Source organism: Virgibacillus siamensis (assembly GCF_039522605.1).
In the GTDB taxonomy this organism is placed as follows: Bacteria; Bacillota; Bacilli; order Bacillales; family Amphibacillaceae; genus Lentibacillus; species Lentibacillus siamensis.
Genome location: NZ_BAAADS010000018.1, coordinates 251,399 through 277,061 on the forward strand (window position 1 = coordinate 251,399; position 25,663 = coordinate 277,061).

General features: G+C 39.5%; 25 protein-coding genes. 15 read left to right on the forward strand and 10 right to left on the reverse strand.

Annotation, left to right across the window (positions count from 1 at the left end):
- Positions 1 to 136: 136 nt before the first annotated feature.
- The 10 genes from ABD010_RS13630 to rpmH form a co-directional block, all read right to left on the reverse strand.
- A complete protein-coding gene (locus tag ABD010_RS13630) occupies positions 137 to 982 on the reverse strand; it encodes a ParB/RepB/Spo0J family partition protein (RefSeq protein WP_343814136.1) in 846 nt (281 codons plus the stop codon).
- Positions 963 to 1,736, reverse strand: coding sequence for a ParA family protein (locus ABD010_RS13635; RefSeq protein ID WP_343814139.1), 774 nt, complete (start codon positions 1,734 to 1,736; stop codon positions 963 to 965). Before ABD010_RS13635 ends, ABD010_RS13630 begins: the two co-directional genes overlap by 20 nt.
- Positions 1,737 to 2,175: 439 nt before the next feature.
- Complete coding sequence (gene noc, locus ABD010_RS13640; protein WP_343814142.1) at positions 2,176 to 3,036, reverse strand: nucleoid occlusion protein; 861 nt, start codon at positions 3,034 to 3,036, stop codon at positions 2,176 to 2,178.
- Positions 3,037 to 3,212: 176 nt separating this feature from the next.
- Positions 3,213 to 3,929 carry a 16S rRNA (guanine(527)-N(7))-methyltransferase RsmG gene (gene rsmG, locus ABD010_RS13645; protein ID WP_343814145.1) on the reverse strand — a complete coding sequence of 239 codons (717 nt, stop codon included), beginning with the start codon at positions 3,927 to 3,929 and terminating at the stop codon, positions 3,213 to 3,215.
- 18 nt (positions 3,930 to 3,947) lie between these two features.
- A complete protein-coding gene (gene mnmG, locus ABD010_RS13650; protein WP_343814148.1) occupies positions 3,948 to 5,834 on the reverse strand; it encodes a tRNA uridine-5-carboxymethylaminomethyl(34) synthesis enzyme MnmG in 1,887 nt (628 codons plus the stop codon).
- A gap of 99 nt (positions 5,835 to 5,933) precedes the next feature.
- Positions 5,934 to 7,310, reverse strand: coding sequence for a tRNA uridine-5-carboxymethylaminomethyl(34) synthesis GTPase MnmE (gene mnmE / locus ABD010_RS13655; protein WP_343814151.1), 1,377 nt, complete (start codon positions 7,308 to 7,310; stop codon positions 5,934 to 5,936).
- 262 nt (positions 7,311 to 7,572) lie between these two features.
- Entirely contained in the window at positions 7,573 to 8,187 is a 615-nt protein-coding gene (gene jag, locus ABD010_RS13660) for an RNA-binding cell elongation regulator Jag/EloR (RefSeq protein ID WP_343814154.1), read from the reverse strand.
- Positions 8,187 to 8,948: a YidC family membrane integrase SpoIIIJ gene (gene spoIIIJ / locus ABD010_RS13665; protein WP_343814157.1), complete on the reverse strand. Its 762-nt coding sequence runs from the start codon at positions 8,946 to 8,948 to the stop codon at positions 8,187 to 8,189. Before spoIIIJ ends, jag begins: the two co-directional genes overlap by 1 nt.
- A gap of 121 nt (positions 8,949 to 9,069) precedes the next feature.
- Positions 9,070 to 9,423, reverse strand: coding sequence for a ribonuclease P protein component (rnpA, locus tag ABD010_RS13670; RefSeq protein WP_343814160.1), 354 nt, complete (start codon positions 9,421 to 9,423; stop codon positions 9,070 to 9,072).
- A gap of 233 nt (positions 9,424 to 9,656) precedes the next feature.
- A complete protein-coding gene (rpmH, locus tag ABD010_RS13675; RefSeq protein ID WP_035507360.1) occupies positions 9,657 to 9,791 on the reverse strand; it encodes a 50S ribosomal protein L34 in 135 nt (44 codons plus the stop codon).
- A 554-nt stretch (positions 9,792 to 10,345) separates the two neighbouring features.
- Between rpmH and dnaA the strand changes: the two genes are divergently transcribed.
- The 15 genes from dnaA to ABD010_RS13750 all read left to right on the forward strand — a co-directional run bounded on the left by dnaA (position 10,346) and on the right by ABD010_RS13750 (position 25,579).
- On the forward strand, positions 10,346 to 11,695 hold the full coding sequence (dnaA, locus tag ABD010_RS13680; protein WP_343814513.1) for a chromosomal replication initiator protein DnaA: 1,350 nt from the start codon (positions 10,346 to 10,348) through the stop codon (positions 11,693 to 11,695).
- 182 nt (positions 11,696 to 11,877) lie between these two features.
- Complete coding sequence (gene dnaN / locus ABD010_RS13685) at positions 11,878 to 13,014, forward strand: DNA polymerase III subunit beta (RefSeq protein WP_343814168.1); 1,137 nt, start codon at positions 11,878 to 11,880, stop codon at positions 13,012 to 13,014.
- A 164-nt stretch (positions 13,015 to 13,178) separates the two neighbouring features.
- Positions 13,179 to 13,397, forward strand: a complete 219-nt coding sequence (yaaA, locus tag ABD010_RS13690; protein WP_343814171.1) for a S4 domain-containing protein YaaA — start codon at positions 13,179 to 13,181, stop codon at positions 13,395 to 13,397.
- A gap of 15 nt (positions 13,398 to 13,412) precedes the next feature.
- On the forward strand, positions 13,413 to 14,525 hold the full coding sequence (gene recF, locus ABD010_RS13695) for a DNA replication/repair protein RecF (protein ID WP_343814174.1): 1,113 nt from the start codon (positions 13,413 to 13,415) through the stop codon (positions 14,523 to 14,525).
- Positions 14,526 to 14,691: 166 nt separating this feature from the next.
- A complete protein-coding gene (remB, locus tag ABD010_RS13700) occupies positions 14,692 to 14,976 on the forward strand; it encodes an extracellular matrix regulator RemB (protein ID WP_343814177.1) in 285 nt (94 codons plus the stop codon).
- Between the two features lie 29 nt (positions 14,977 to 15,005).
- Entirely contained in the window at positions 15,006 to 16,928 is a 1,923-nt protein-coding gene (gyrB, locus tag ABD010_RS13705) for a DNA topoisomerase (ATP-hydrolyzing) subunit B (protein WP_343814180.1), read from the forward strand.
- An 80-nt stretch (positions 16,929 to 17,008) separates the two neighbouring features.
- A complete protein-coding gene (gene gyrA, locus ABD010_RS13710) occupies positions 17,009 to 19,528 on the forward strand; it encodes a DNA gyrase subunit A (protein ID WP_343814183.1) in 2,520 nt (839 codons plus the stop codon).
- A gap of 256 nt (positions 19,529 to 19,784) precedes the next feature.
- Positions 19,785 to 20,216: a hypothetical protein gene (locus tag ABD010_RS13715; RefSeq protein ID WP_343814186.1), complete on the forward strand. Its 432-nt coding sequence runs from the start codon at positions 19,785 to 19,787 to the stop codon at positions 20,214 to 20,216.
- Positions 20,217 to 20,294: 78 nt separating this feature from the next.
- Positions 20,295 to 21,203 (forward strand): hypothetical protein, encoded by a 909-nt coding sequence (locus tag ABD010_RS13720; protein WP_343814189.1) that lies wholly within the window; start codon positions 20,295 to 20,297, stop codon positions 21,201 to 21,203.
- Positions 21,204 to 21,214: 11 nt separating this feature from the next.
- Positions 21,215 to 21,994, forward strand: a complete 780-nt coding sequence (locus ABD010_RS13725) for a hypothetical protein (protein WP_343814193.1) — start codon at positions 21,215 to 21,217, stop codon at positions 21,992 to 21,994.
- Between the two features lie 10 nt (positions 21,995 to 22,004).
- Positions 22,005 to 22,787, forward strand: a complete 783-nt coding sequence (locus ABD010_RS13730; RefSeq protein WP_343814196.1) for a hypothetical protein — start codon at positions 22,005 to 22,007, stop codon at positions 22,785 to 22,787.
- On the forward strand, positions 22,765 to 23,577 hold the full coding sequence (locus ABD010_RS13735) for a hypothetical protein (RefSeq protein WP_343814199.1): 813 nt from the start codon (positions 22,765 to 22,767) through the stop codon (positions 23,575 to 23,577). Before ABD010_RS13730 ends, ABD010_RS13735 begins: the two co-directional genes overlap by 23 nt.
- A complete protein-coding gene (locus ABD010_RS13740; RefSeq protein WP_343814202.1) occupies positions 23,574 to 24,386 on the forward strand; it encodes a hypothetical protein in 813 nt (270 codons plus the stop codon). Before ABD010_RS13735 ends, ABD010_RS13740 begins: the two co-directional genes overlap by 4 nt.
- A 13-nt stretch (positions 24,387 to 24,399) precedes the next feature.
- On the forward strand, positions 24,400 to 25,071 hold the full coding sequence (locus ABD010_RS13745; RefSeq protein ID WP_174616267.1) for an ATP-binding cassette domain-containing protein: 672 nt from the start codon (positions 24,400 to 24,402) through the stop codon (positions 25,069 to 25,071).
- Positions 25,064 to 25,579: a hypothetical protein gene (locus ABD010_RS13750; protein WP_343814207.1), complete on the forward strand. Its 516-nt coding sequence runs from the start codon at positions 25,064 to 25,066 to the stop codon at positions 25,577 to 25,579. Before ABD010_RS13745 ends, ABD010_RS13750 begins: the two co-directional genes overlap by 8 nt.
- Positions 25,580 to 25,663: the final 84 nt, after the last annotated feature.

Consider the following 25,663-nt stretch of genomic DNA (forward strand, 5'->3'; position numbering starts at 1 on the left):
TTATATATGTTGAATTCCTGTCATGCCATCTATAGTAGATGCCAAACTATTTTCACCACATTTAACATTTCTTGACATTATTTAAAAAAGACTGACAGCGTCATACAGCTAATCAGTCTGTTTTCATTTAAACTGCTTACTTGTCCAATGTCGTTAATATCCGTTCAAGATCATCATTCGAATAAAACTCTATTTCAATCTTGCCTTTCCGTTTTCCGCGGTTAATGGATACGGCAGTACCTAAACGGTCACGGAGAATTGTCTCACGTTCCTTGATAAATACATCTTTTTCAGGCTTCTTCTTTTTCTTTATTTGTTTACCTTTTTCATTTAACTGTACAATCAGTTGTTCAACCTGTCTTACATTCAGCTTTTCTTTTCGTATTTTATCAACGAATGGCATAATTTTTTCGGTATCCTTAATTCCCAGCAATGCACGGCCATGCCCCATTGAAAGTTCACCATTATTAATGTAGGCAATCGCCTGATCCGGTAAAGATAATAAGCGGACAATATTGGCAATATGGGATCTGCTTTTACCAAGCCGTTTTGACAATTCATCCTGGGTAATTTCTAATTCATTCATCAGATTGGAATATGCGTAAGCTTCTTCGATTGGTGTTAAATCTTCACGTTGCAAGTTTTCCAGCAAGGCTACTTCCATCATTTTTTCATCGGTTAACTCTTTGACTACTGCCGGAATCACATCAAGACCGGCATCTTTTGCAGCGCGAAAACGGCGCTCACCGACAACAATTTCATAGCCTTTTATGCTTTTTCGTACAATTAACGGCTGAATAATGCCATATTCCAAAATAGATTCTTTAAGTTCTTCAATTGCATCCGCATGAAATGTCTTTCTTGGCTGATAAGGATTTGGACGACAATCTTTAACAGGGATTTCCTGAATCAAATCATCTTCCTTCTCCTCTATATCAGGAGGAAAAAAAGCATCTAATCCTTTACCTAACCCTTTCGCCACTGTTCATCACTTCCTTCGCTAATTCAAGATATACCTCCGCACCTTTGGATTTCGGATCATACGTAATGATTGGCTGACCGTGACTTGGTGCTTCACCCAAACGGATATTTCTTGGAATAACAGTTTTATAGACTTTGTCCTGAAAGTATTTTTTAACCTCTTCGATAACCTGAACACCAAGATTTGTCCGGGCATCCAGCATTGTCAGCAGTACACCTTCGATCATCAATTGTTTATTAAGGTGTTTTTGAACAAGTCGGATTGTATTCAGCAGCTGGCTCAAACCTTCCAATGCGTAATATTCACATTGTACCGGAATCATAACGGTATCAGATGAAGTCAGCGCATTAATCGTCAATAATCCAAGGGATGGAGGGCAATCTATAATAATATAATCATAGTTATCCTTCAGTTCCTCCAGTGCTTTTTGCAATCGAATTTCCCTTGAAATAGTCGGGACAAGTTCAATTTCTGCTCCCGCAAGCTGGATTGTCGCTGGAATAATATCCAAATTCTCCGTATTAGTAGGTACACAAACGTTTTCTGCCGGTAAATCCTCAACCAGCACATTATAGATACACTGGTCCATATCAGCTTTGTTGATACCAACGCCGCTGGTGGCATTCCCCTGTGGATCAATATCTACAATCAGCACCTTATTATTAAATTGTGCCAGGCCTGCGCTCAGATTTACCGATGATGTTGTTTTTCCTACGCCACCCTTTTGATTTGCAATGGCCATAATTTTTCCCATGCTGTCACCCACCTAAACTCTATACGTTTTATTTTACCACTTTTTTTGTCGAAATACCTCTTATTAATGGTTATTGTTAGAAAAAAGTAATCTCAAATTCAGTGGTCATTACCAAAGACTCTTTTCTTAAAATATGGTTGCTGTCCTCAGTTGAACAAAACTGCGACGTAACTGCTGGAATGTGTTCTATAATCATGTCCGCTTCTCACCCTGCCGTCCAGGATCGTTCCGGGCGGATGCTTTTACCACTGGCATAAGTGAAAGCGACGTGTATTTCCGCAGCGGTGGTAGAACATCATACTATGTCGCAGTTTATGGATATTGTCCAATAACAACCTTTTAGAAAACAGTCTTATCTAAATAAGCGGAATGAAAAGCCACTCATCCTTCCAGCAAAGATGAATGGCATTTTAATTCCGGTATAAAAGCTAAAAATGTATTATTTCTTTTTAGGTATTTTTATTGTAATCTGATAAAAATCGTCTTCGTCCTTCTCGTCCGATTCCACATCAATTCCCGTTTTGGAAACCATGTTCAGTGATTGGCGAATCGTATTCATTGCGATTCGAATATCTTTATTAACACCCTTCAGTTTGGGTTTCTTTTTTGCGGATTTTTCTTTCGGTTTATCGAGTTTTTCAATATATTCTTCTGTTTGCTTTACATTCAACTGCTTTTCCAAAATTGCATTTAGAACTTCACGCTGCTTGTCCTGATCACTAATTTTAATTAATGCTCGTGCATGCCTTTCAGTAATTTCTTTATCCAGCACTGCCTGCTGAACTTCAACAGGAAGTTTCAATAAGCGCAGTTTGTTCGCTATTGTTGACTGATTTTTACCAAGGCGCTGGGCTAACGCTTCCTGTGTCAATTCATGGAGTTCCAACAAACTTTCATATGCCTGCGCCTCTTCAATAACGGTTAATTCTTCACGCTGCAGGTTTTCAATAAGCGCGACTGATGCAGTTTCCGCATCAGACATTTCCCGTTTAATCGCCGGTATATGCTCCCATTCGAGCGATTGTACCGCCCGCCATCTACGTTCGCCGGCAATAATTTCATAAGCCTCTTTATCATTTAACTTACGAACAATTATTGGCTGAATCATACCATGTGTATGTATTGTCTGCGCCAGTTCATTTATTTTTTCCTCATTAAAAATAGACCTCGGCTGAAATCTGTTAGGTTCAATCTTTTCAACAGGAAGTTGTTCAACTTCATTTGGGTTATATGATTCTTCCTTTTGGTTGGAATTTGATTTATCCCCCAGGCCAAATATTTTATTAAAAGGACTTGCCATAATCAAGCACCACCTTAGACTCGTACGTCAATGACGATCACTAATGCTAAATTGTTCCACGTGAAACATTGTATTTTGATGATCGAACAGCCAGACATAATCTATAATCCTATTTTATCATATGTACACATGAATGAGTATGTATTTACAAAATTATATCACGGTATTTCCGAGCTTTATTCAATAGGATCCTTATTCGGCAATCCAGGTTTACGTGGATATTTCTTCGGTGTTTTTCGTTTTTTATCTATGATAATAATGGAACGTTCACTTTCTTCCATCGGCAATGTAAACGTATGAAATGCGTTCATTTTTCCACCCAGTATTTCAATTGCTTCATCGGCATTTTCTAATTCAGTTTCAGCCTGTGCCCCTTTCATAGCAATAAACACGCCGCCCTTTTTTGTCAGCGGCAGACACAATTCACTTAATACAGACATTCGGGCAACTGCTCTGGCTGTGACAACATCAAATGACTCCCTGAATTTCACACTTTTGCCAAATGTTTCTGCCCTGTCATGATAAAATGCTACATTTTCAAGATCCAACTGTACTGCAAGTTGATTTAAAAAATTTATCCGCTTCTTCAGTGAATCAACGATTGTCACGCGTAAATGTGGAAAACATATTTTGAGTGGGATGCTCGGGAACCCGGCCCCGGCACCCACATCACAAATATGGGAAGCATTCGTGAAATCATGGTGAAATGCAGCTGTAATGGAATCAAAGAAATGCTTTAAATAAACATCTTCCCTGCTTTTCAATGCTGTCAGGTTTATTTTTTCGTTCCGTTCTGTAAGTGTTTCAAAATAGCGATTAAATTGCTCCAGCTGGGTATCGCTTAATTGAATACCCTGCTGACGCAATTCCTCGGTAAATTGTTCTGGATTCATACAAAGACTCCCCACTCATTAATTGGCAACCCTGGCGATTTTTCCTTGTTCAATATAGATAAGCAAAATGGAAATATCGGATGGATTTACACCGGAAATACGTGACGCCTGACCGACAGAAAGCGGGCGTACTTGTTTCAATTTTTCCCTCGCTTCTGTTGCAATACCGCTGATATCATCATAATCAATATTATCCGGTATCTTCTTATCCTCCATTTTAAGCATCCGTTCTACTTGTTCATTTGCCTTTTTAATATACCCTTCGTATTTAATTTGGATTTCCACCTGTTCACGGACAACTTCCGGCAAATCAGGATTTGGCTCAATAACGGTCTCCAGTCTGTCATAGCTGATTTCCGGCCGCTTTAGAAGATCGTATGAACGCACCGCTTCTTTTAATGGCGTTCCATTGGCGTTCCGCATCATTTCTTGTACATGTTCCTCCGGCTTGAGCACGATTTTGTACAGGCGGTTCTTCTCTTCTTCCACCATTTGATTCTTTTCAACGTATTTATCGTAGCGTTCTTCTTTAATCAAACCAAGCTTATACCCGATTTCTGTCAACCTGAGATCTGCATTATCGTGACGAAGCAGCAGGCGGTATTCGGCACGGGATGTCAGCAAACGATACGGCTCATTTGTTCCTTTTGTGACAAGGTCATCAATCAGCACGCCAATGTATGCCTGGGAGCGATCTAAAATCAGCGGCTCTTTACCAAGCACTTTGGATGCTGCATTGATTCCAGCCATAATCCCCTGTGCAGCAGCTTCCTCATATCCGGATGTTCCATTTATCTGACCGGCTGTAAATAACCCGGGAACTTTTTTCAGTTCAAGTGTCGGCCAAAGCTGGGTCGGAATAATCGCATCATATTCAATCGCATATCCGGCCCGCATGATTTCCGCATTCTCGAGCCCCGGAACAGATTTCACCATATCATGCTGGATATATTCCGGTAATGACGTTGACAGCCCCTGTACGTAAACCTCTTCCGTATCTCTGCCCTCAGGTTCAAGGAAAATCTGATGACGTGGCTTATCATTGAACCGGACAATTTTATCCTCAATGGAAGGACAATACCTTGGACCAGTCCCCCGTTTCATCCCGGAATACATTGCCGACAACGACAAGTTATCATTGATGATCTGATGTGTGAATTCATTCGTATACGTCAGCCAGCACGGAATCTGATCGGTGATGTATTCCGTTGTTTCATATGAAAACGCCCTTAATTTTTCATCACCCGGCTGAATTTCCGCCTTGGAATAATCAATCGTGTGACTGTTTACACGAGGTGGTGTCCCCGTTTTAAACCGCGTCAGTTCAATTCCCAGTTTCTCCAGATACTCTGACAATTTAATGGAAGCACGCTGGTTGTTTGGACCACTTTCATATTCCAGGTCCCCCATCAGTACTTTTCCACGCATAAATGTACCTGTTGTGATGATGACATTCTCTGCATAATACGCTGCTTTTGTTTCCGTAATCACACCTTTACAAACGCCATCTTCCATAATCAGTTCGTTGACCATACCTTGTCTCAGTGTTAAATTTTCTTCATTTTCCAGGACATGCTTCATTTCTTTTATATATAAAGGTTTATCCGCTTGTGCACGCAATGCCTGCACAGCCGGTCCTTTTCCAGTATTCAGCATCCGCATCTGGATGTGTGTCTTATCGATTACTTTTGCCATTACACCGCCAAGCGCATCCACCTCACGAACGACTATCCCTTTAGCAGGACCGCCAAGCGATGGATTACACGGCATAAACGCAACCATATCCAGATTCAATGTCAGCATTAATGTTTTGGCACCCATTCGGGCAGCAGCAACTCCTGCTTCCACACCCGCATGACCAGCACCAATCACAATAACGTCATAATGCCCAGCATCATATACCATGTCTATTCACCCTTTCTTTATTAAAATTATAAGCTTATCCAGCCCAATCATGTCTAGCTCCAGCGCCCAGCAACTAGCAAACGGGCGCTTACGCTTTTCCTATTTTCCTAAACAAAACTGTGAAAATAACTGATCGATCAGACTGTCACTCGCTGTATCGCCGATTATTTCCCCTAAAAATTCCCACGTTCTTGTTACATCTATTTGAACAATATCCAATGGCATATTCATTTCCAGGCTGGCCATGGCGTCTTCCAGTGACTGTTTAGCCTGCTTCAGCAACTGAATATGTCTGATGTTGGATACGTACGTTAAGTCGCCTGTATCGATTTCACCGGCAAAAAAGGTTTGTGCAATGGCGGATTCCAGTTCATCAATCCCCTCTTCTTTAATCAATGAAGTGGAAATGACTGGATTTCCCTCAGCAAGCTGCTCCACCTTTTTTAAATCAAGTTTTGGCTCCAGATCCATTTTATTCATTATCACAATGAAATCAAGACCCTCTACCGCTTCAAACAATTTTTCATCCTCATCCGACAGCTCTTCATTATTATTTAGGACAAAAAGAATAAGATCTGATTCTTTTAAGACCTGCCGGGAGCGTTCGACACCAATTTTTTCGACAATATCCTCCGTTTCGCGAATTCCTGCTGTATCGACAAGTCTTAACGGCACTCCGCGTACGTTTACATATTCCTCAATTACATCGCGCGTTGTTCCGGGAACTTCGGTAACGATTGCTTTATTTTCCTGAACAAGCGAGTTCATCAGGGATGATTTCCCGACATTCGGACGGCCGATAATGGCGGTTGCCAGCCCTTCACGCAAAATTTTCCCCTGCTTTGCCACTTGTAGAAGTTCCTCGATCTCATCATGCACTTCCTTTGTCTTCTGCTGCATCATTTCGTTCGACATTTCTTCTACATCATCGTACTCCGGATAATCAATATTCACTTCGACATGTGCAACTGTTTCAAGCAAATCCTGACGGTACCGCTGAATCATCGATGACAAACGTCCATCCATCTGCTTCAGTGCAACCGACATTGCTTTGTCTGTTTTAGCACGAATCAGATCCATAACCGCCTCTGCCTGGGACAAATCAATTCTCCCATGCAAAAAAGCCCGTTTGGTAAACTCTCCTGGTTCTGCAATCCGTACGCCTTTACTAAGCATTATTTCCAATACCCTGTTTACCGATACCATCCCACCGTGGCAGTTGATTTCAACAATATCTTCCCTGGTAAAGGTTTTTGGCGCCCGCATAACAGAAACCATCACTTCCTCAGCAATCTCATTCGTCTCTGGATCAATTATTTTTCCATAATGCATCGTATGTGATACAGCTTCAAGCAAATTCTTCCCTTCAAACACCGATGCAGCAACTGGAATCGCCTCCGGACCACTTAACCGGACAATCGCGATCGCCCCTTCGCCAATTGGCGTCGAAATTGCTGTTATCGTATCCGTCTCCATATCATTCACCCCATTTCCATCCACATGTTAATATCTATAGAAACATCCATTCATTTTAATGTCACTAACTTCATAGAATATCACAAATTCCAACAAAAATAAACTTATCCACATGTGGACAGCGCGAATTCGACCGATACTGTCCCCGTCCGAATTTTTGTCGATTCCGGTAATGATTTCATTTACAACGCTTTGGGTTCCCTCCAGCTTTTTATGGACAAAAAAATATCCCAGGACAGGCCTGGGATGAGCTGATCTGCTATTATGGTTTGATGACGATGTGACGGTGCGGATCCACACCATCTGAATACGTGGAAATCGTATCGTTTCCTTGCAAGGCACTATGAATTATTTTGCGTTCAAACGCCGGCATCGGTTCAAGTGCCACTTTTTTATTTAATCGGACAGCTTTGTCAGCCATTTTTTGTGCCAGTGATTCAAGCGTTTCTTTTCTTCTTTTACGATACCCTTCCGCATCGACTGTCACCGTGTAATATTGCTGTCCATCCTTATTCAGAACAAGATGTGCCAAATATTGAATCGCATTTAGTGTTTGACCGCGTTTACCGATTAATAAGGCGATTTTTTCCCCGGCCAGATTAAATGTTACATGATGCCCGTCAATTGAAGTGGTTACCGCCGCATCAACATTCAACTTTTTAGTAACTTCCACCAAATATTCCTTTGTCTGCTCAATTTGATTTCTTCCCATTTTTACTTTTACAATCGCCCGCTTGGAACCAAAAACGCCCAACAGGCCTTTCTTTCCCTCATCAATCACTTCGACTTCCACATGGTCCCTGGTTGTATCTAACTGCTCTATTGCTGATTGGACCGCTTCTTCAACAGTTTGTCCGCTGGCAGTTATTTCTTTCACTATTTGTCGCCTCCAGTTTTAGCATCCTTCATCATTGGTTTACGAATAAGAACAGTTTGCGCAACCATGAATACGTTACCGACAACCCAGTATAGTGCCAGTGCTGCCGGGAAGAAAAATGCGAAAACCGTAATCATGATCGGCATGACATACATCATAATCATCATTTGCGGATTTTGCGAAGCCGGACTTCCGGCCATCATCAATTTCTGCTGCAGGAAGGTTGCCCCGCCGGCTATTAATGGCAAAATGTAATCCGGTGACCCCAATTCAAACCATAAAAAGCTGTGTTCCTGAATTGGTTCATACCGCATAATGGCATGATAAATTGCTATTAAAATAGGCATTTGCACAAAAATCGGCAAACAACCTGCTAGCGGATTAACGCCATGTTTCTGGAATAATGCCATTGTTTCCTGCTGCAGCTTCTGCTGTGTATTGGCATCTTTTGAACTGTATTTCTTTTGTATTTCCTTTAATTCAGGCTGAATATCCTGCATTGCTTTCGAACTCTTCAGCTGCTTTACGTTTAATGGCAGCAGAATCAATCTGATAATAACGGTTACAACAATAATCGCAAGACCAAAGTTACCACCAAACAGTTCGGCAAAAAATTTGATAAACTGAGTCATCGGCCATACAAACCATTCCGCCCAGATCCCTTCCGTATTTGCATTGATTGGGTCGTTTACGTTTGTACAACCGGATAAAACTGCAAGCAACCCTGTCAGGATTACCAGCAATAAAACCTTTTTTCGCAATTTATTTCCTCCTTACTGATCACACCAACAACATCTTGTCCGAATGACAGATGCTTTTAATCCATATGTACTCACTTTAGTTGTAGTTTATCATTAAATCAGTGCAAGATTCTATATAAAATTACATAAACTTCTTTTTCTTCAGTAAGCGTTCTTTTGATAAAACATGGATCAGACTTTTTTTCACCTTATGAAAGTTCATCTTTTTTGTAGGCTGACGCGCAATAACAACTATATCATAGCCCCGAAGCATTCGATCATCCAGTTCATGCAGACTCTGCCTGAGATAACGCTTAATCCGGTTGCGTATTACTGCATTTCCGATTTTCTTTCCCACCGAAAGTCCAACCCGAAAATGATCCTGATCCTGCCTTTTTATATAATATATGACCAGCTGCCGGTTTGCAAAAGACTTTCCATGCTTAAACACATATTGAAATTCTTTATTATCCTTTATACGGAAAATCTTCTTCATGACTATCACCTTTAATAGAAGACTCTATTTACTCAATCTGCAAAATATATGTTGTCTTCTTCATCATTTTCCTGTTTTAAATCATCGACAGCAGGAAGTTTTTCACTCCCTGGCTGCCGATCAGCAAAATGGATTATCACCAGGACTTCAGGTGACAATCTTTACTGCACTTATCACGTAAAAAGCATTTATTACTTTAACTGCGAAAAAAGACCACTGAGTTTTTCAGTGGCCTATGCAGACAATACTTTTCTTCCTTTGCGGCGACGACGAGCCAAAACTTTACGACCATTTTTGGAACTCATTCGTGCACGAAAGCCGTGTACTTTTTTACGTTTACGATTATTTGGTTGAAATGTTCGCTTCATTTTATCTTGCACCTCCCTAAGGAATTAAAAATCTATACTAAAAAATTTCCTTTTAGACAGTCTAAGTAATTATACGGAAAAAATACGGCATCTGTCAACTTTATTGGAAACATTTTTTATCCACACGGTCTTGTTTCTACAATTTATTTCGTTTTTTTCTATCCACAGTCACTATCGACAATATACTCACAAAATATAGTATTGTTGATAGGTTTTGTCTACAATTGGTGGAGATTGTGGATAACTGTCGAAAATCCATTGCACCATTTGATTTTATTTGGTATTATTATTGTGTTTTAATCTGTGGAAAACGATTCGTCATTATTCCTTTATCCACAAATTGTGGATAGCATGTGGATATTTATTAACACACTTGTTTAAACACTTATCAACAAAATTGTGGATGACGTATATAACTTTTAAAAACACTGTATTCATCTGCTCTTTTTATCCACAATCAAAAAAATCATCGATACACACCTGTCCATCTCTTGCTTTAGGAGATTGAGAGAGGTTTTTTCTATCACTTATATTATCGAAAGGGGTGAATTATGTTGGAAAACATTAATGAGCTTTGGACTGCAGCACTGGAAAAAATTGAAGAAAAAATCAGCAAACCCAGCTTTGACACTTGGCTTAAAAACACAAAAGCAGAATCACTGCAGAATGATACATTGATTGTTTCAGCTCCGAATGAATTTGCCCGGGATTGGCTGGAGGGAAGATATACCCAGCTGATTAGCGAAATTTTAACTGAAATTACCGGATCCAGTCTTACAACCCAGTTCATTATTCCGGAAACTCAGCAACAGCCGGAAGATATAAAAACACCGCCAAAAAAAATTCATACGCATGATAACGATGGAATGAACTCACCCAAAACCATGTTAAATTCCAAGTATACGTTTGACACATTTGTTATCGGATCAGGCAACCGCTTTGCACATGCTGCTTCACTTGCGGTCGCAGAAGCACCGGCTAAAGCATATAATCCGTTATTCATTTATGGTGGTGTGGGACTCGGTAAGACTCACTTAATGCATGCAATCGGGCACTACATTCGTGATCACAATCCTGAAGCTAATGTTGTTTATCTGTCATCGGAAAAATTTACAAATGAATTTATTAATTCGATCATGGACAATAAAGCTGCCAATTTCCGCAATAAATATCGGAATGTCGATATCCTGCTGATCGATGATATTCAATTTCTGGCAGGAAAAGAACAAACACAGGAAGAATTTTTCCATACATTCAACACGCTGCATGAAGAAAATAAACAAATTATTATTTCCAGTGACCGGCCGCCAAAAGAAATACCAACATTGGAAGACCGGCTCCGTTCACGGTTTGAGTGGGGGCTGATTACCGATATTACACCGCCTGATCTGGAAACCCGGACGGCGATACTAAGAAAAAAAGCAAAAGCAGAAGGACTTGATATTCCAAACGAAGTCATGCTTTATATCGCAAATCAAATTGACACAAACATCCGCGAACTGGAAGGTGCACTGATACGAATTGTTGCCTATTCATCTCTGGTCAATCAGGATATCGATGCTTCACTTGCAGCGGATGCACTGAAGGATATTATCCCAAGCAATAAACCACGGACAATTACAATTAATCGGATTCAGGAAACAGTCGGAGAAAAATATAATGTAAAACTGGAAGATATGCTTGCCAAAAAACGAACAAAATCAATTGCATTTCCAAGACAGATAGCAATGTATTTATCCAGGGAAATGACTGATTTTTCACTGCCAAAAATAGGCGAAGAATTTGGAGGCCGGGACCATACAACCGTTATCCATGCACATGAAAAAATTACCAAAATGATGGAAAATGATACGCTTCTTCATAAAGATATAGAAGAACTAAAAGAACAATTGAAGTCATTTTAAGTTATCCACCTGTGAGTAATGTGAATAATGGAAGCACACTTATAAACACGCTATCCACATGTGAATAACTTTTAGTTAAACGGATAAACCCAGTTATCCACATAATCACAGGCCTTATTACTATTATTACTATATTTTATAAATAAAAAATAACTATATGTGCAAAAAGGAGAATAAATTCAATGAAATTTATTATTCAGCGTGATCAATTAATTTCCAGCGTGCAAAACGTAATGAAAGCTATCTCATCACGTACAGCAATACCAATTTTAACTGGTATGAAAATAGAAGCATCACAAAGTGGAATAAAATTAACCGGAAGTGATTCTGATATCTCCATCGAGTCATTCATTCCTGCAGAAGAAAATGGAATTGTCCATGCAGAGCAAATTGAACCTGGCAGTATCGTTATTCAAGCACGCTATTTCCCGGAAATTGTCCGGAAACTGCCCGAGAAAACTGTTGAAATCGAGACAGATGGCAGTCTGAATGTAACGATTCGTTCCGGTAAAGCACAGTTTAACCTGAATGGCCAGGATGCCGATGAGTACCCGCAACTACCAAAGCTGCAGACGGATAATCATTTCAAACTGCAAACAGATCTGCTGAAAAGTTTAATTAAACAAACCGTATTTGCTGTTTCAACGATGGAAACACGTCCAATTCTTACCGGTGTTAATATTAAACTGGAAAATAATACGTTAAGTTTTACGGCTACAGACAGTCACCGGCTTGCGGCCCGCGAGATTCCTGTAAATGAATCGAATGGAAGCTTTTCCAGTATTGTTGTACCTGGTAAAAGCTTAAATGAGTTATATAAAATCCTGAACGACTCCGATGAAGATATCGAAATAAGCGTGACAAATAATCAAATTCTTTTTCAGGCGAAACATGTAAAATTCCTGTCCAGACTGCTGGATGGTAATTATCCGGAAACTGCCCGGCTGATTCCGGATCAAAGCAAAACAACGATTAATGTGAAGACAAAAGATTTGAGTCATACGATTGACAGAGCTTCACTACTGGCAAAAGAAGATCGAAATAATGTAGTCAGACTAACTACAACAGGCGAAAATCTATTGGAAATCACCAGCAATTCACCGGAAGTTGGACAGGTTGCCGAAGAAATTTCAGTGACATCAATTGAAGGTGAAGAATTAAAAATCTCTTTCAGTTCCAAATATATGCTGGATGCATTAAAAGCAGTTGAATATGATGATGTTAAAATTGAGTTTACCGGAGCGATGCGGCCATTTATCATCAAACCGGCAAATGATAATTCCGTACTGCAGTTAATATTGCCTGTCCGGACATATTAAAAAAATTAAAGGCTCTTATCTAATATGATAGGAGCTTTTTTCATCGATTAAACAGTCTTTCCTTTCCATACGTCCAAAACTTTAGTAAAATAGATAGAAGGTACATTGGAAGGTTCATTTAATGCAATTTAAGAAACTTTACCTGAAAAATTTGGTGATAATGAATGCATGAAGAAGTAGAAATAAATACAGATTTTATTACACTCGGCCAATTTATAAAATTAATTAATATTTTGGAATCGGGCGGAATGGTTAAAGGGTTTTTGCAAGAGCAGGGAGCCCTCGTTAATAACGAGCTGGAACACCGCCGCGGCAGAAAGCTTTACCCAAATGATATAATTGAAATAGAACATGTCGGCTCTTATAAAGTCGTCAAGGATTAATTGTGGTGATTTTTGATGCACATTGAAAAGTTAAAAATTAAAAATTTCCGCAATTACTCCCAATTGGATATAACGTTCGATGACAAAGTAAATGTGATTATCGGTGAAAATGCTCAGGGTAAAACAAATTTGATGGAAGCAATCTATCTGCTGGCTTTTACGAAATCACACCGCACCCCAAGGGGAAAAGAGCTGATTCAATGGGAACAGGATTATGCTAAAATAGAGGGCAGGATAACAAAACGCAGCCAATCTTTTCCGCTTGAAATTGTGTTGTCAGGAAAAGGGAAAAAAGCAAAACTCAACCGGCTGGAACAACGGCGACTCAGTGACTATATTGGGGCACTGAATGTTGTCATGTTTGCACCGGAAGATTTGACACTGGTCAAGGGGCCGCCTCAAATACGCAGACGTTTTATCGATATGGAATTGGGACAGATTCAGCCAAGCTATATCTACCATCTGGGACAATATCAAAAAATACTGCGCCAGCGTAACCACTTATTGAAACAGATTCAGCGGAATCATCAGGTGGACCGTACAATGCTGGATGTACTGACGGAACAGCTGACGGAGCATGCAAGTCCATTGCTTGAGCGAAGATTTGTGTTTCTTGACCTGCTTCGAAAATGGGCCCGTCCGATACATTACGGGATAAGCCGTGAACTGGAAAAGCTTGATATTGAGTATGCTCCAACGATTGACGTATCGGAAACCGCTGAAAAGGGAACAATAGAGAGTATCTATCGCAAAAAGTTTCAGGAAATACAAGAAAAAGAGATTGAACGCGGAACTACTTTAATCGGACCACACCGGGATGACCTTATTTTTTATGTCAATCATAAAAATGTACAAACGTATGGATCACAAGGCCAGCAGCGCACTGCAGCCTTATCTGTAAAGCTTGCAGAAATAGAATTAATCTACAATGAAGTTGGTGAATACCCGGTATTGCTGCTTGACGATGTGCTGAGTGAATTGGATGATTTCCGGCAATCCCATTTATTAAATACAATACAAGGCAAGATACAAACCTTTGTATCCACAACCAGTGTCAAAGGAATTAATCATGAAACACTGCAGGAAGCGGAACTTTTCCGTGTGGAAGATGGAAAAGTATTTACATAGGCAGATAAGAATGTATAAAACATAAACATTCTTACTGCATAAGTGCAACTATGGCCGTCACCTAAAAGCTTGCACTCAAGAGCATAAGGGCTTCTAAGAAAGCACAAAACGCTTTCATAAGATTCCCTTTAATGACAACCAAGTTTTCTAAACGTGGAGGAATACGATGTTTATTCACATTGGCAATGATAATGTTGTTCAATCAAAAGATGTCATAACCATTATCGATCGCAATGTTGTGTCGTCTTCAACGATTATGGAAGAAATGATGGACAACATGGGGAAACAGGAAAAAGTCTTTGGGCCGACAGATAAAGCAAAATCAGTAGTTATTACAAATGAACAAATATATTTCAGTTCATTATCGGTTTCGACACTAAAGAAAAGGGCCAGCATGATTTCAATGATAAGTAAACTGGAAGATTTTTCAGATGAGCTGGAAGAAGAATAAAGGTTTACAAGGAAACGTGGGTGAAAAAAATGTCAGATGAAAAAATTAGAAATGAACAAGCGTACAATGCTGATCAAATTCAAGTGCTTGAAGGTTTGGAAGCAGTCCGGAAAAGGCCTGGTATGTATATCGGATCAACAAGTGAGCGGGGATTGCATCATCTTGTATGGGAAATTGTTGACAACAGTATTGACGAGGCGCTGGCAGGCTATTGTGATCACATTCAGGTCATCATTGAAAAAGACAATAGTATTACAGTCAAAGATAATGGACGCGGTATTCCAGTTGGTATTCAGAAAAAAACCGGAAAACCGGCACTGGAAGTTATTATGACTGTACTGCATGCCGGCGGTAAATTCGGCGGCGGGGGCTATAAAGTCTCTGGTGGACTCCATGGAGTTGGTGCTTCTGTTGTTAATGCACTTTCCAGCAATTTAGAGGTATATGTCCACCTGAATGGAAAAATACACTTTTTAGGTTTTGAAAAAGGAGTTCCTCAAGGTGAAATTGAAGTTATCGGGGATACAGACATTACCGGGACTGTTACACATTTTAAGCCTGATCCGGAAATTTTCACGGAATCAAGAAGCTACGACTTTGAACGGCTTGAACAGCGTGTGCGTGAGCTGGCATTTTTAAATAAAGGCATTAAGATCTCGCTTGAAGATAAGCGGACTGATGAAGAGCCAGTTACGTATCATTATGAAGGCGGAATCAGTTCGTATGCGGAATACATTAACAGTACACGTGAAGTGCTTCATGAACCGTTTTATGCAGAAACAGAGGAACAGCAAATCACAGTGGAAGTCGCCATTCAGTACAATGACGGCTTTGCCAGCAATATTTTTTCGTATGCGAATAATATCCACACCATCGAAGGCGGGACACATGAATCCGGCTTTAAAACCGGTTTAACCCGTGTGATTAATGATTATGCTCGTAAAAACAGCATGTTTAAAGAAAGTGACCCGAATCTGACCGGTGATGATGTTCGTGAAGGATTAACTGCAATTATCTCAATCAAGCATCCCGACCCGCAGTTTGAAGGACAGACGAAAACAAAACTCGGCAACAGTGAAGTCCGGACGGTTACCGACGCAGCATTCAGTGAATCCTTTTCCAAATTTCTGTTTGAAAATCCAGATGTAGCCAAAATTGTTGTGGAAAAAGGACTGATGGCTTCACGGGCCCGTATGGCTGCCAAAAAAGCACGTGAACTGACCCGAAGAAAGAGTGCGTTGGAAGTTTCCAATCTGCCCGGTAAACTGGCTGATTGTTCATCAAAAAATGCTGAAATCAGTGAGTTATATATTGTAGAGGGTGACTCTGCCGGCGGTTCGGCAAAACAAGGCCGGGATCGTCATTTTCAGGCAATCCTTCCATTGCGTGGTAAAATTTTAAACGTGGAAAAAGCACGGTTGGACAGAATTTTATCCAACAATGAAGTCCGGGCTATGATTACGGCGCTGGGAACCGGTATTGGCGAGGAATTTGATTTGTCGAAAGCAAGGTATCACAAAGTCATTATTATGACTGATGCAGACGTTGATGGTGCACATATCCGTACCTTACTATTAACCTTTTTCTATCGATATATGCGTCCATTGCTTGAACAAGGTTATATATATATTGCACAGCCGCCGCTCTATAAAGTTCAGCAAGGCAAAGCGGCCCATTATGTTTACAATGATGCAGCGCTGGATGAACTGCTGGAAGAACTTCCGAAAACACCGAAACCCGGCCTGCAGCGCTACAAAGGTTTGGGTGAGATGAACGCAACCCAGCTTTGGGAGACGACAATGGACCCAGATACACGTACACTGCTTCAGGTTAATCTGACTGACGCAATTGATGCTGATCAGATTTTTGATATGCTAATGGGCGATAAAGTGGAGCCACGCCGAAACTTTATCCAGGAAAATGCCCAATACGTGCAGAATCTGGACGTATAAAACAAGTTTTATATCAGCGTTGAATAACCGGCGTTAACCAGACGCTTACGCCTTTGTTTAATGATTTGGAGGTAATTTTAATGGCGGATCAACAACGTCCCAGTGTTACAGAAATAAATATAGGTAAGGAAATGCGCACATCATTCCTGGATTATGCCATGAGTGTCATTGTATCACGTGCCCTTCCCGATGTTCGTGATGGAATGAAGCCGGTACATCGCAGGATTTTATATGCCATGAATGACCTTGGAATGCATGCAGATAAGGCTTATAAAAAGTCCGCACGTATTGTCGGCGAAGTTATTGGTAAATATCACCCGCATGGTGACTCAGCTGTCTATGAAGCAATGGTGCGGATGGCACAGGATTTCAGTTATCGGAATCCGCTTGTTGACGGCCACGGAAATTTTGGGTCCGTTGATGGTGACTCAGCCGCGGCGATGCGTTACACCGAGGCCCGCATGTCCAAAATTTCAATGGAACTCTTGCGTGACATCAGTAAGGATACGATTGATTATCAGGATAACTATGACGGAACAGAGCGGGAACCAATGGTATTCCCTGCCCGTTTTCCGAATTTGCTTGTTAATGGTACATCCGGAATAGCAGTTGGAATGGCAACCAACATCCCCCCGCATAACCTGGGGGAAACAATCGATGGTGTGTTGGCTGTCAGCCGCAACCCGGAAATTACGATTGACGAACTGATGGAAAACTACATACACGGTCCGGATTTCCCAACATCAGGTGAAATTCTCGGGAGAAGCGGTATCCGGAAAGCATATGAGACAGGAAAAGGATCGATCACCATCCGAGCAAAAACGAACATCGAAGAACATGCGAATGGTAAATCAACCATTATCGCAACAGAACTGCCGTACCAGGTTAATAAGGCAAGGCTGATTGAAAAAATCGCTGAGCTTGTCCGGGAAAAGCGGATTGATGGCATCACCGATCTCCGTGATGAGTCCGATCGCACCGGACTTCGTGTCGTAATCGAACTGCGGCGCGACGTGAATCCAAATGTTGTTTTGAATAACCTGTATAAATATACGGCACTGCAAACCAGTTTTGGGATCAACATGCTGGCACTTGTGGATGGAAGGCCGAAAGTTTTGACCATTAAACAATGCCTGGAACATTATCTGGAGCATCAAAAGGAAATTATAAAAAGGCGGACAGCTTTTGAACTGCGAAAAGCAGAGGCCCGTGCACATATCCTGGAAGGTTTGCGTATTGCATTGGATCATCTTGACGAGGTTATTTCGTTAATCCGTAATTCCAAAACTGCGGATATTGCACGTGATGGCCTGATGGAACGTTTTGGATTGTCGGAAAAACAATCACAGGCAATTCTGGATATGCGGCTGCAGCGTCTGACTGGTCTGGAGCGGGAGAAAATTGAGAGTGAATACAACGATCTGATTAAACTGATTGACGAATTGAAGGCTATTTTGGCCAGCGAAGAAAAAGTGCTGGACATTATCCGTGACGAGTTGACAGCCATTAAGGAAAAATATAATGACACCCGTCGGACAGAAATTGTTGTCGGCGGTGCTGACTTCATTGAGGATGAAGACCTGATTCCGGTAGAAAACATCGTGATAACACTCACTCATCAGGGATATATTAAACGCCTGCCAGCTTCCACATACCGAACCCAAAAACGGGGTGGACGCGGCATTCAGGGAATGGGAACGAACGATGATGATTTTGTGGAACATCTCGTATCTACCTCGACCCACGATACGATTCTATTTTTTACAAACAAAGGGAAAGTTTATCGTGCGAAGGGGTATGAAGTTCCGGAATTCGGCCGAACAGCAAAAGGGATTCCAATCATTAATCTACTCCGGATTGAGAAAGATGAATGGATTAACGCGGTCATTTCCGCTAATGATTTCAGTGAAGACTGGTATTTATTCTTTACGACCAGACACGGAATTTCCAAACGGACCCAGCTGTCACAGTTTGCCAACATCCGTAAAGGCGGCCTGATTGCGGTGGGACTTCGTGAGGATGATGAACTCATTTCCGTTCGCATGACAGATGGTACAAAGGATATCATGATTGGTACCAGGAACGGTTATTTAATCCGTTTTCCGGAAGACCAGGTCCGCTCCATGGGAAGGACAGCAGCAGGTGTACGCGGTATATCACTGCGAGGAGATGATGAAGTAATCTCCATGGAAATTCTCGAGGAAGGACTGCAGGTGCTGCATGTTACCAATAAAGGCATCGGTAAACGAACCCCTGAAGATCAATACCGGATTACCAACCGCGGCGGAAAAGGTATTTTTACCTGTAAACTGGCGGACGAGGACCATGTGGCAGCGATTAAAGCTGTAACAGGCGATGAGGATATTATGCTGATAACTATTGCCGGTGTGTTGATTCGTATCCCGGTTTCAGGAATTTCCCAAACAGGCCGAAATACGATTGGTGTCAAACTTATTCGGCTGCACGAAGAAGAGGGAGTTGCCACAGTGGCAAAAGTGGAACCGGAAGAGGAATTGGAAGAAATTGATGAATCGGGAGCGGATGAATCTGCGAACGAACCAGCAGATGAAACAACCCAATCAGACGACAATGAAACGTAATGGCGTTTCGTTCGTATAATGAAGGTGACATGCAAGGAATACTTATTCTTTGCTGTCACCTTTTTAATTTGGGTTTTTCAAAATAAAAAGTAAACTTGATATATGGTTCTATATCAACACACAATTACTATAATTGTTTCTCATTAAATCATTCTTTTAATAAAACTACTTAGTATTACAATATTTTGACAAATGTTAAATTTATATTATAATAAACTTGTTGGCGCTTACAATTATTTTACCAAGGAGGTCTGAGATGAAGATCGCTAAAAAACTGTACATTGTAGTTTTATCTGCAGCAATGGTGTTATCGGTTGGAAGCTTAACAGTATATGCAAATAATTATACAGATACAGCTTTTGATTTTACATTTCCACCTCAGTCATATAATTCACAGTATACTAATGCTCGAACCAAAACAGATAGCACCTCATCTTACATGAAATTGCGTAATTTGAGTCAATCTAATGTAGCATTTTATGCTGAGGTTGTTCATTTTGATTATTCAAGTTTTTCAAAAACGTGGGTATACAAATTTGATAGTGGCGATTTACATCGAGGTAGATACTTGTTAAATTATGCATTTGAAGACTATGGGCATACTAGGGTTCGGATTGAAGCCGATAGAGCTGTCAGCCCAAATTTAGGTTTTACGGCTGATGGTGTTTGGAGTCCGGATTCTATTTAACCTGTCTGCGGATAGTATGACGATACTATCCGCAGTTCAATAAGAAGCTATTATAATTTTTTGGATGGAGTTTTTGAAATGAAGAAAGTTCTTCCTGCAGTGTTTATTTCATTGCTTGCTTTAGCCTTGGTAGGTATTAAATATTATCCTCACGTAGCTCAAAAATTTACGGCTGATGAAAGTAACGATTCAATTTCTTTGAGTAAGAGTGATCAATCTGCAGCTAATGCCAACCAAAAACACAAAGACCCTTCTTTGAGCGAAACATATCCATTCGGAAGTATAGATGCTGAGAAATTTGCTAAAAAACATCCAAAAAAGTTTAGTATTGTGAAGAAAATGCATTATGCTTGGGATAATTTAAAGAATGTACAGGGTGATTTTGAATGGGGATACACTGGAGGAGAGACATTTCACGTATCCTTCTACTTGGATCTGATTGAGGGAAAAAATCGTGCAACTTTAAAAAGGAAAAGTGGAGATAAGATTATAGAAATAACTAATCTCCTTTTCAAAGATGGAATCGCTATTCGTCAAAGACCTCGCAAAAATAATTACACAAAACAAAACACAAATAACGATCAGGGAGACTATTATCATTACTTGCGATGGTCCAATACCATAGTAACAAGTAGTCAGTGGTCTGCGTTTATTTACGATAATTATCCCGATTGGAGTTATCATGTTGCTGAGGAAAACGGCATGCAAGTATATAAGATTAAAGGGACCATTTCAAAAAGTACGTCAGAAGCGGCGGCAGGGCCTTTCGAAATGACAGTTGCCAAGAATACTGGTGTGCTTTTGGATTTGAAAACGTTTGGAAATGATAATCAGGTCGACCTCTTTGTAAGAACAAAGAATCTTAAAATTAATGAAGGTATTAAAAATGAAAAAGAAGTATTTCAGCTGGATGTTTCAGATGATAAGAAAGTCTCCAATAAAACATTTAATTTAAGTTCAGTTGGCGCCGAAGCTGAGAAAAAGTAGTGGGGAATAATATGCTTGAATACAAATATTGCACCAAGAAAATGATGTTTTTCAGTATTGGTTATACCCTTGTCATTGCGATACTTAGTACTGTCTATGCTGCTAACGGGTTCAGCAATTCGTTGTTTGATTACATTGTCAATCTCAGATCAGGCGGAAGTATGAATGTAATTACGTTTTATGTTGGAGTATTGCCAACACTTGCCATTCTGCTTCCAATTTTAATGGATCGGATGGAAAATGACTTTATTATTTCCAGAATAAAAGAAAAGAATAAATTATTGAATCAGCATATAATTTTTGCAGCAATAATTAGTGTTATTATAATTGTTTTATTGGCAATGACCGGTATAATAGGCTCGTTTGTGGCAGTTGGACATATCCATAATTTGTGGCCGACTGAGCAGGGAATGGTCTATCTTATTTTGGAAAATAAAATGCACTTTCCCCTTTATGTAAATCATGTGACAAGTGTGAAGGTTTGGAGCTATTTGCTGACTTCGAGATTTTTAGTAACTGTTATAATTGCCTTCATCATCATTTTTTTAAAAACAATATTACGTAATAATATGTATGTATTCTTTGTTTCGCAGATGTTCTTTTGGATTGATAGTTTTCTTCCTAAAGGATTTAGTCTTTTTACAGGGAAAATACGAACAGGTTTGGATACTTGGTTATCACTCCAGGAACAGTTATTTAATTTTGTTTATCTCATTTTAGTAATTGTCATTCTTTATTTAGTTTGCAGACGCTTATATAAAACAAAGGAATTCTATCACAAAATAAATTAGGTGAACTTTTATGTTAGGAATGGAACTTAAACGGGTAATAAGTCGTCCGGTATTATATGTACTACTGTTTACAGGATTTGTTTTGGCACTACTGCCGGTAATTGCAACATGGCCTGGAAATGTAACCAGTGATTATTACGTCTTTTATCCAAGAAACCCCTTTGTAAGCTGGATGTTCTTTGGAGCTGCCACATACAATATTTATGTTTTAATATTTCCGTTGCTGGCTGCACTTCCTTATGCAGACGCTTATGCCCAAGATTATAATTCAGGACTTATAAAAGCAATTTTAACAAAGGTTAAAAAGCGTAGATATCTTAATATCCGATTTATGGTTAATTTTATTGTAGGTGGAGCGATAGCTATATTCCCGCCTGTTGTCAATTTTTTATTGGAAATGATGGCTTTTCCGTTAATAGAAAACAGTATGTACTATGGCATGAATTTGGTTGGAGTGGATTCATTTACACCGGGTCTTTTTTATAATTACCCTTTTATCTACATACTGGTCAGAGTAAGCATGTTGTTTTTATTGGGAGGAATGCTTGCATCACTTGGACTTGCACTATCTACTGCCGTTAAAAACAGATATGTAATTCTTGTTTTTCCTTTTTTAGTTTTTATGGGACTGGATGTATTGTTTGTCAGTACTGGTTATGTTAATTATTCTATTTCCATGATGTATTTATTTGATGTCCCTTTCCATTGGGGATTTCCGTTATATTTATTAATTGGAACGATTGGAAGTTACGTTTGGTATAAAATTGCCGGTGAAAAAAATGAAACGATTTAGTATCATACGTATTTCGTGCCTTGGATTAATGTCTATCAAAAGAGTTTGGATTATCGGCTTACTTTATTGTTTTGCAGTTCTGTGTTGTCTATTGCTCATCTCTAAACAAGGGGCTTGGTCTAAATGGGGTATTTTTGACTTAGTTGCTGATATTGGTGGACTTTTGGGCAGTACGAATTTAAATATGTTTCTTATTGCGGCCATTCCTTTTCTTGTGATTGTCTTAACGAGATTTGTTGATGAAAGTGAGCGAAGCGGATTTTTGTTGGCGTTAACGTCACGTTTCCATATATGGCATGTGCAAGTGGCTTCAGCAATGATGATTTCTTTTATGTTTACGTTGTTTGTTTTGGCAATTTCTTTTATTGGTGGCGGGCTGCTGATTGGTTTTGAGAATACCTGGATTCAGGAAAGCGGATCAATTGGTCAAGTAATTGGTGAGAATGGAGACTTTAAAAAAATAGTTGGGAATTTGGATGCAAATAGAATTATGGCTGTGTTATTTATTACCAAATTTCTTGGTTTTCTCTTGATTTCTTTTTTGGTGCTATTTCTAAAGCAAATTATAAAAAATGGCGCCTTAATAATGATTATTCTGGTTATCCTTGCAGGTATTGATTATGCAGCTTTATTGCCGGTGAAAATTTTTGTTGGAACCGCGGTGTTAACGCTTAAAGACTGGGTGAATCCATCTATTACACTATTTCACTGCAGCTACCTGTTAATTGTGTCATTGGTTTTGTATGGAATCACCGGGTTAATCTTTCAAAGAAAGGACTTCCATTCATGACCATCAAAGGTTTTTTTAAGCTGCTTTTTCGTGATTTAATCAACAGTTGGCAATATGGGAAGTTTAAATACATTGTCTTTTTTATCATGATTATATTTTTGTCAGTCATGAAAAGTCTGCAAATAAAACAATTTGATGCAAGCAGTGTCGGCACCTTTTTTCTGTTACTTCAGGATAATGGGTATATCAAGCATATTACCGATTATCAAATCCCATTTTATTGGAACTTTATTCAATTTTTTATTCTCTTTTTGATTGGCGATTATTTATTTTATGATTCGCAAAAAAATAAAACCTACGCATTAATTCGAAGTGGTTCAAGGACTGCTTTTATTTCAGCAAAGATTGGTTGGATTATAATACAGAATACGATAATAGTGGTATGCCTATTTTTGGTCATTTATATTTCATCTGGAATAATTTTTGGTGATTTTTCGATAGATCGTTCTGATTATTTTCTAAATAGGATTCAACCATTCATGAATATATCAACATCACCTGAGAAGCTATTGGTTCAATTGTTGGTTGGTTTTATCCTATCGAGTGTTGTGCTGTCAGGCATCATATTGTTAGGGATGCAGTTTTTTGAGAAGATATCGGTGTTTTTCAGTGTGATTATTTTGTGTAGTATATCAACTTTTTATGGAGGTAAATGGTTACCGGCCGTACATTCTATGATTATGAAACACCACATTTTTAGTCAGGATTACAGTCTGACGTTTCTCTTTTCTATAATTTACTGTATATGTTTCTATATTATTTTGGGCATTGCTGTTGTATTAGCGTTTAGAAGAAAGGATCACTATTAAAGGGGGATTATCAATGGCAGATTCAGCCTTCCTGCAAGTGAGTCAACTGTCAAAAGCTATAAAGAAAGAACCTATCTTGCAAGATATTAATTTATCATTAAACAAAGGCAGTATTTATGGGTTCAGGGGTAAAAATGGTTCCGGGAAAACCATGCTGTTCAGGGCGTTGTGCGGCCTGATTCTTCCATCCAAAGGAACAGTTAAGGTCGATAGTCAAATACTTGGTGAAGAAATCTCATTTCCACCGAGTGTTGGCGTATTAATAGAGAATCCGGGTTTTTTAAATGGTTATACTGGTTTTAAGAATTTGAAGTTACTCGCTGATTTAACTGGAAAAATCAGTGATGAACGCATTAAGGAATCGATACGCATAGTGGGTCTGGATCCGGAAGATAAGCGAAAGTATCGTAAATATTCTCTGGGGATGAAGCAAAGGTTGGGAATTGCCCAGGCGATTATGGAAGAGCCTGAACTTATCATTCTGGATGAACCGACCAATGCGCTCGATTCTGATGGTGTAGAAGAGTTTAAAGCATTATTATTAAAATTAAAGTCTAAAAATAAATGTATATTATTGGCAAGTCACGACAAAGATGAACTCAACTTTCTTTCAGATACCATCTATTTAATGGAGAATGGTAAAATTATGGATACATATGACATGCAGGGTGAAGAAGATGAGTAAAAAGAAATGGATTCTGGTCATTTTATCAGTAATGCTGGTCATTGCCTGGGGGTTTAGGGTCTATCAGGTTAATGCAGGTGTAGCAACGGAGTATAAAATCAAAACCTATAAGCTTGGAGAAGAAATAAAGTTAGACAACGCAATTTTACAAATCAAAAGTGCCTCTTATGGTAAAACGGAAGTAGAAAACAATTATAAATCAGTGCCGCTGACGCTCGAAATGGAAGTCCGTAATATATCCGATAAAAAAATAGATGTCATGCATCTGATTACAGCCAAATTAGGATATGGACTGGAGTATTTTCAGACCAGGGATGGAAATTTTGATGTTGAAAAGTTACGCAGTTTAAAACCTGACATGTCAACCAATATTGTTTTGATTTATCATGTTTCGCCTAAATACAATGGTAAAACGCCAAAGATTTATCTTAATCAGCATTTATATGAAAAAAAGGTTGTAGACAGTTATAAAGAAGGGGTTAGACTTGGAATAGCAGTTCAATTATAGAACTGGACCCTGTGAAACAAGCTTCTGGCTTTAAATTCGCTAAAGGAGAAGCTGGTGTGAACAGTCTGACAATGCGCACTGGTC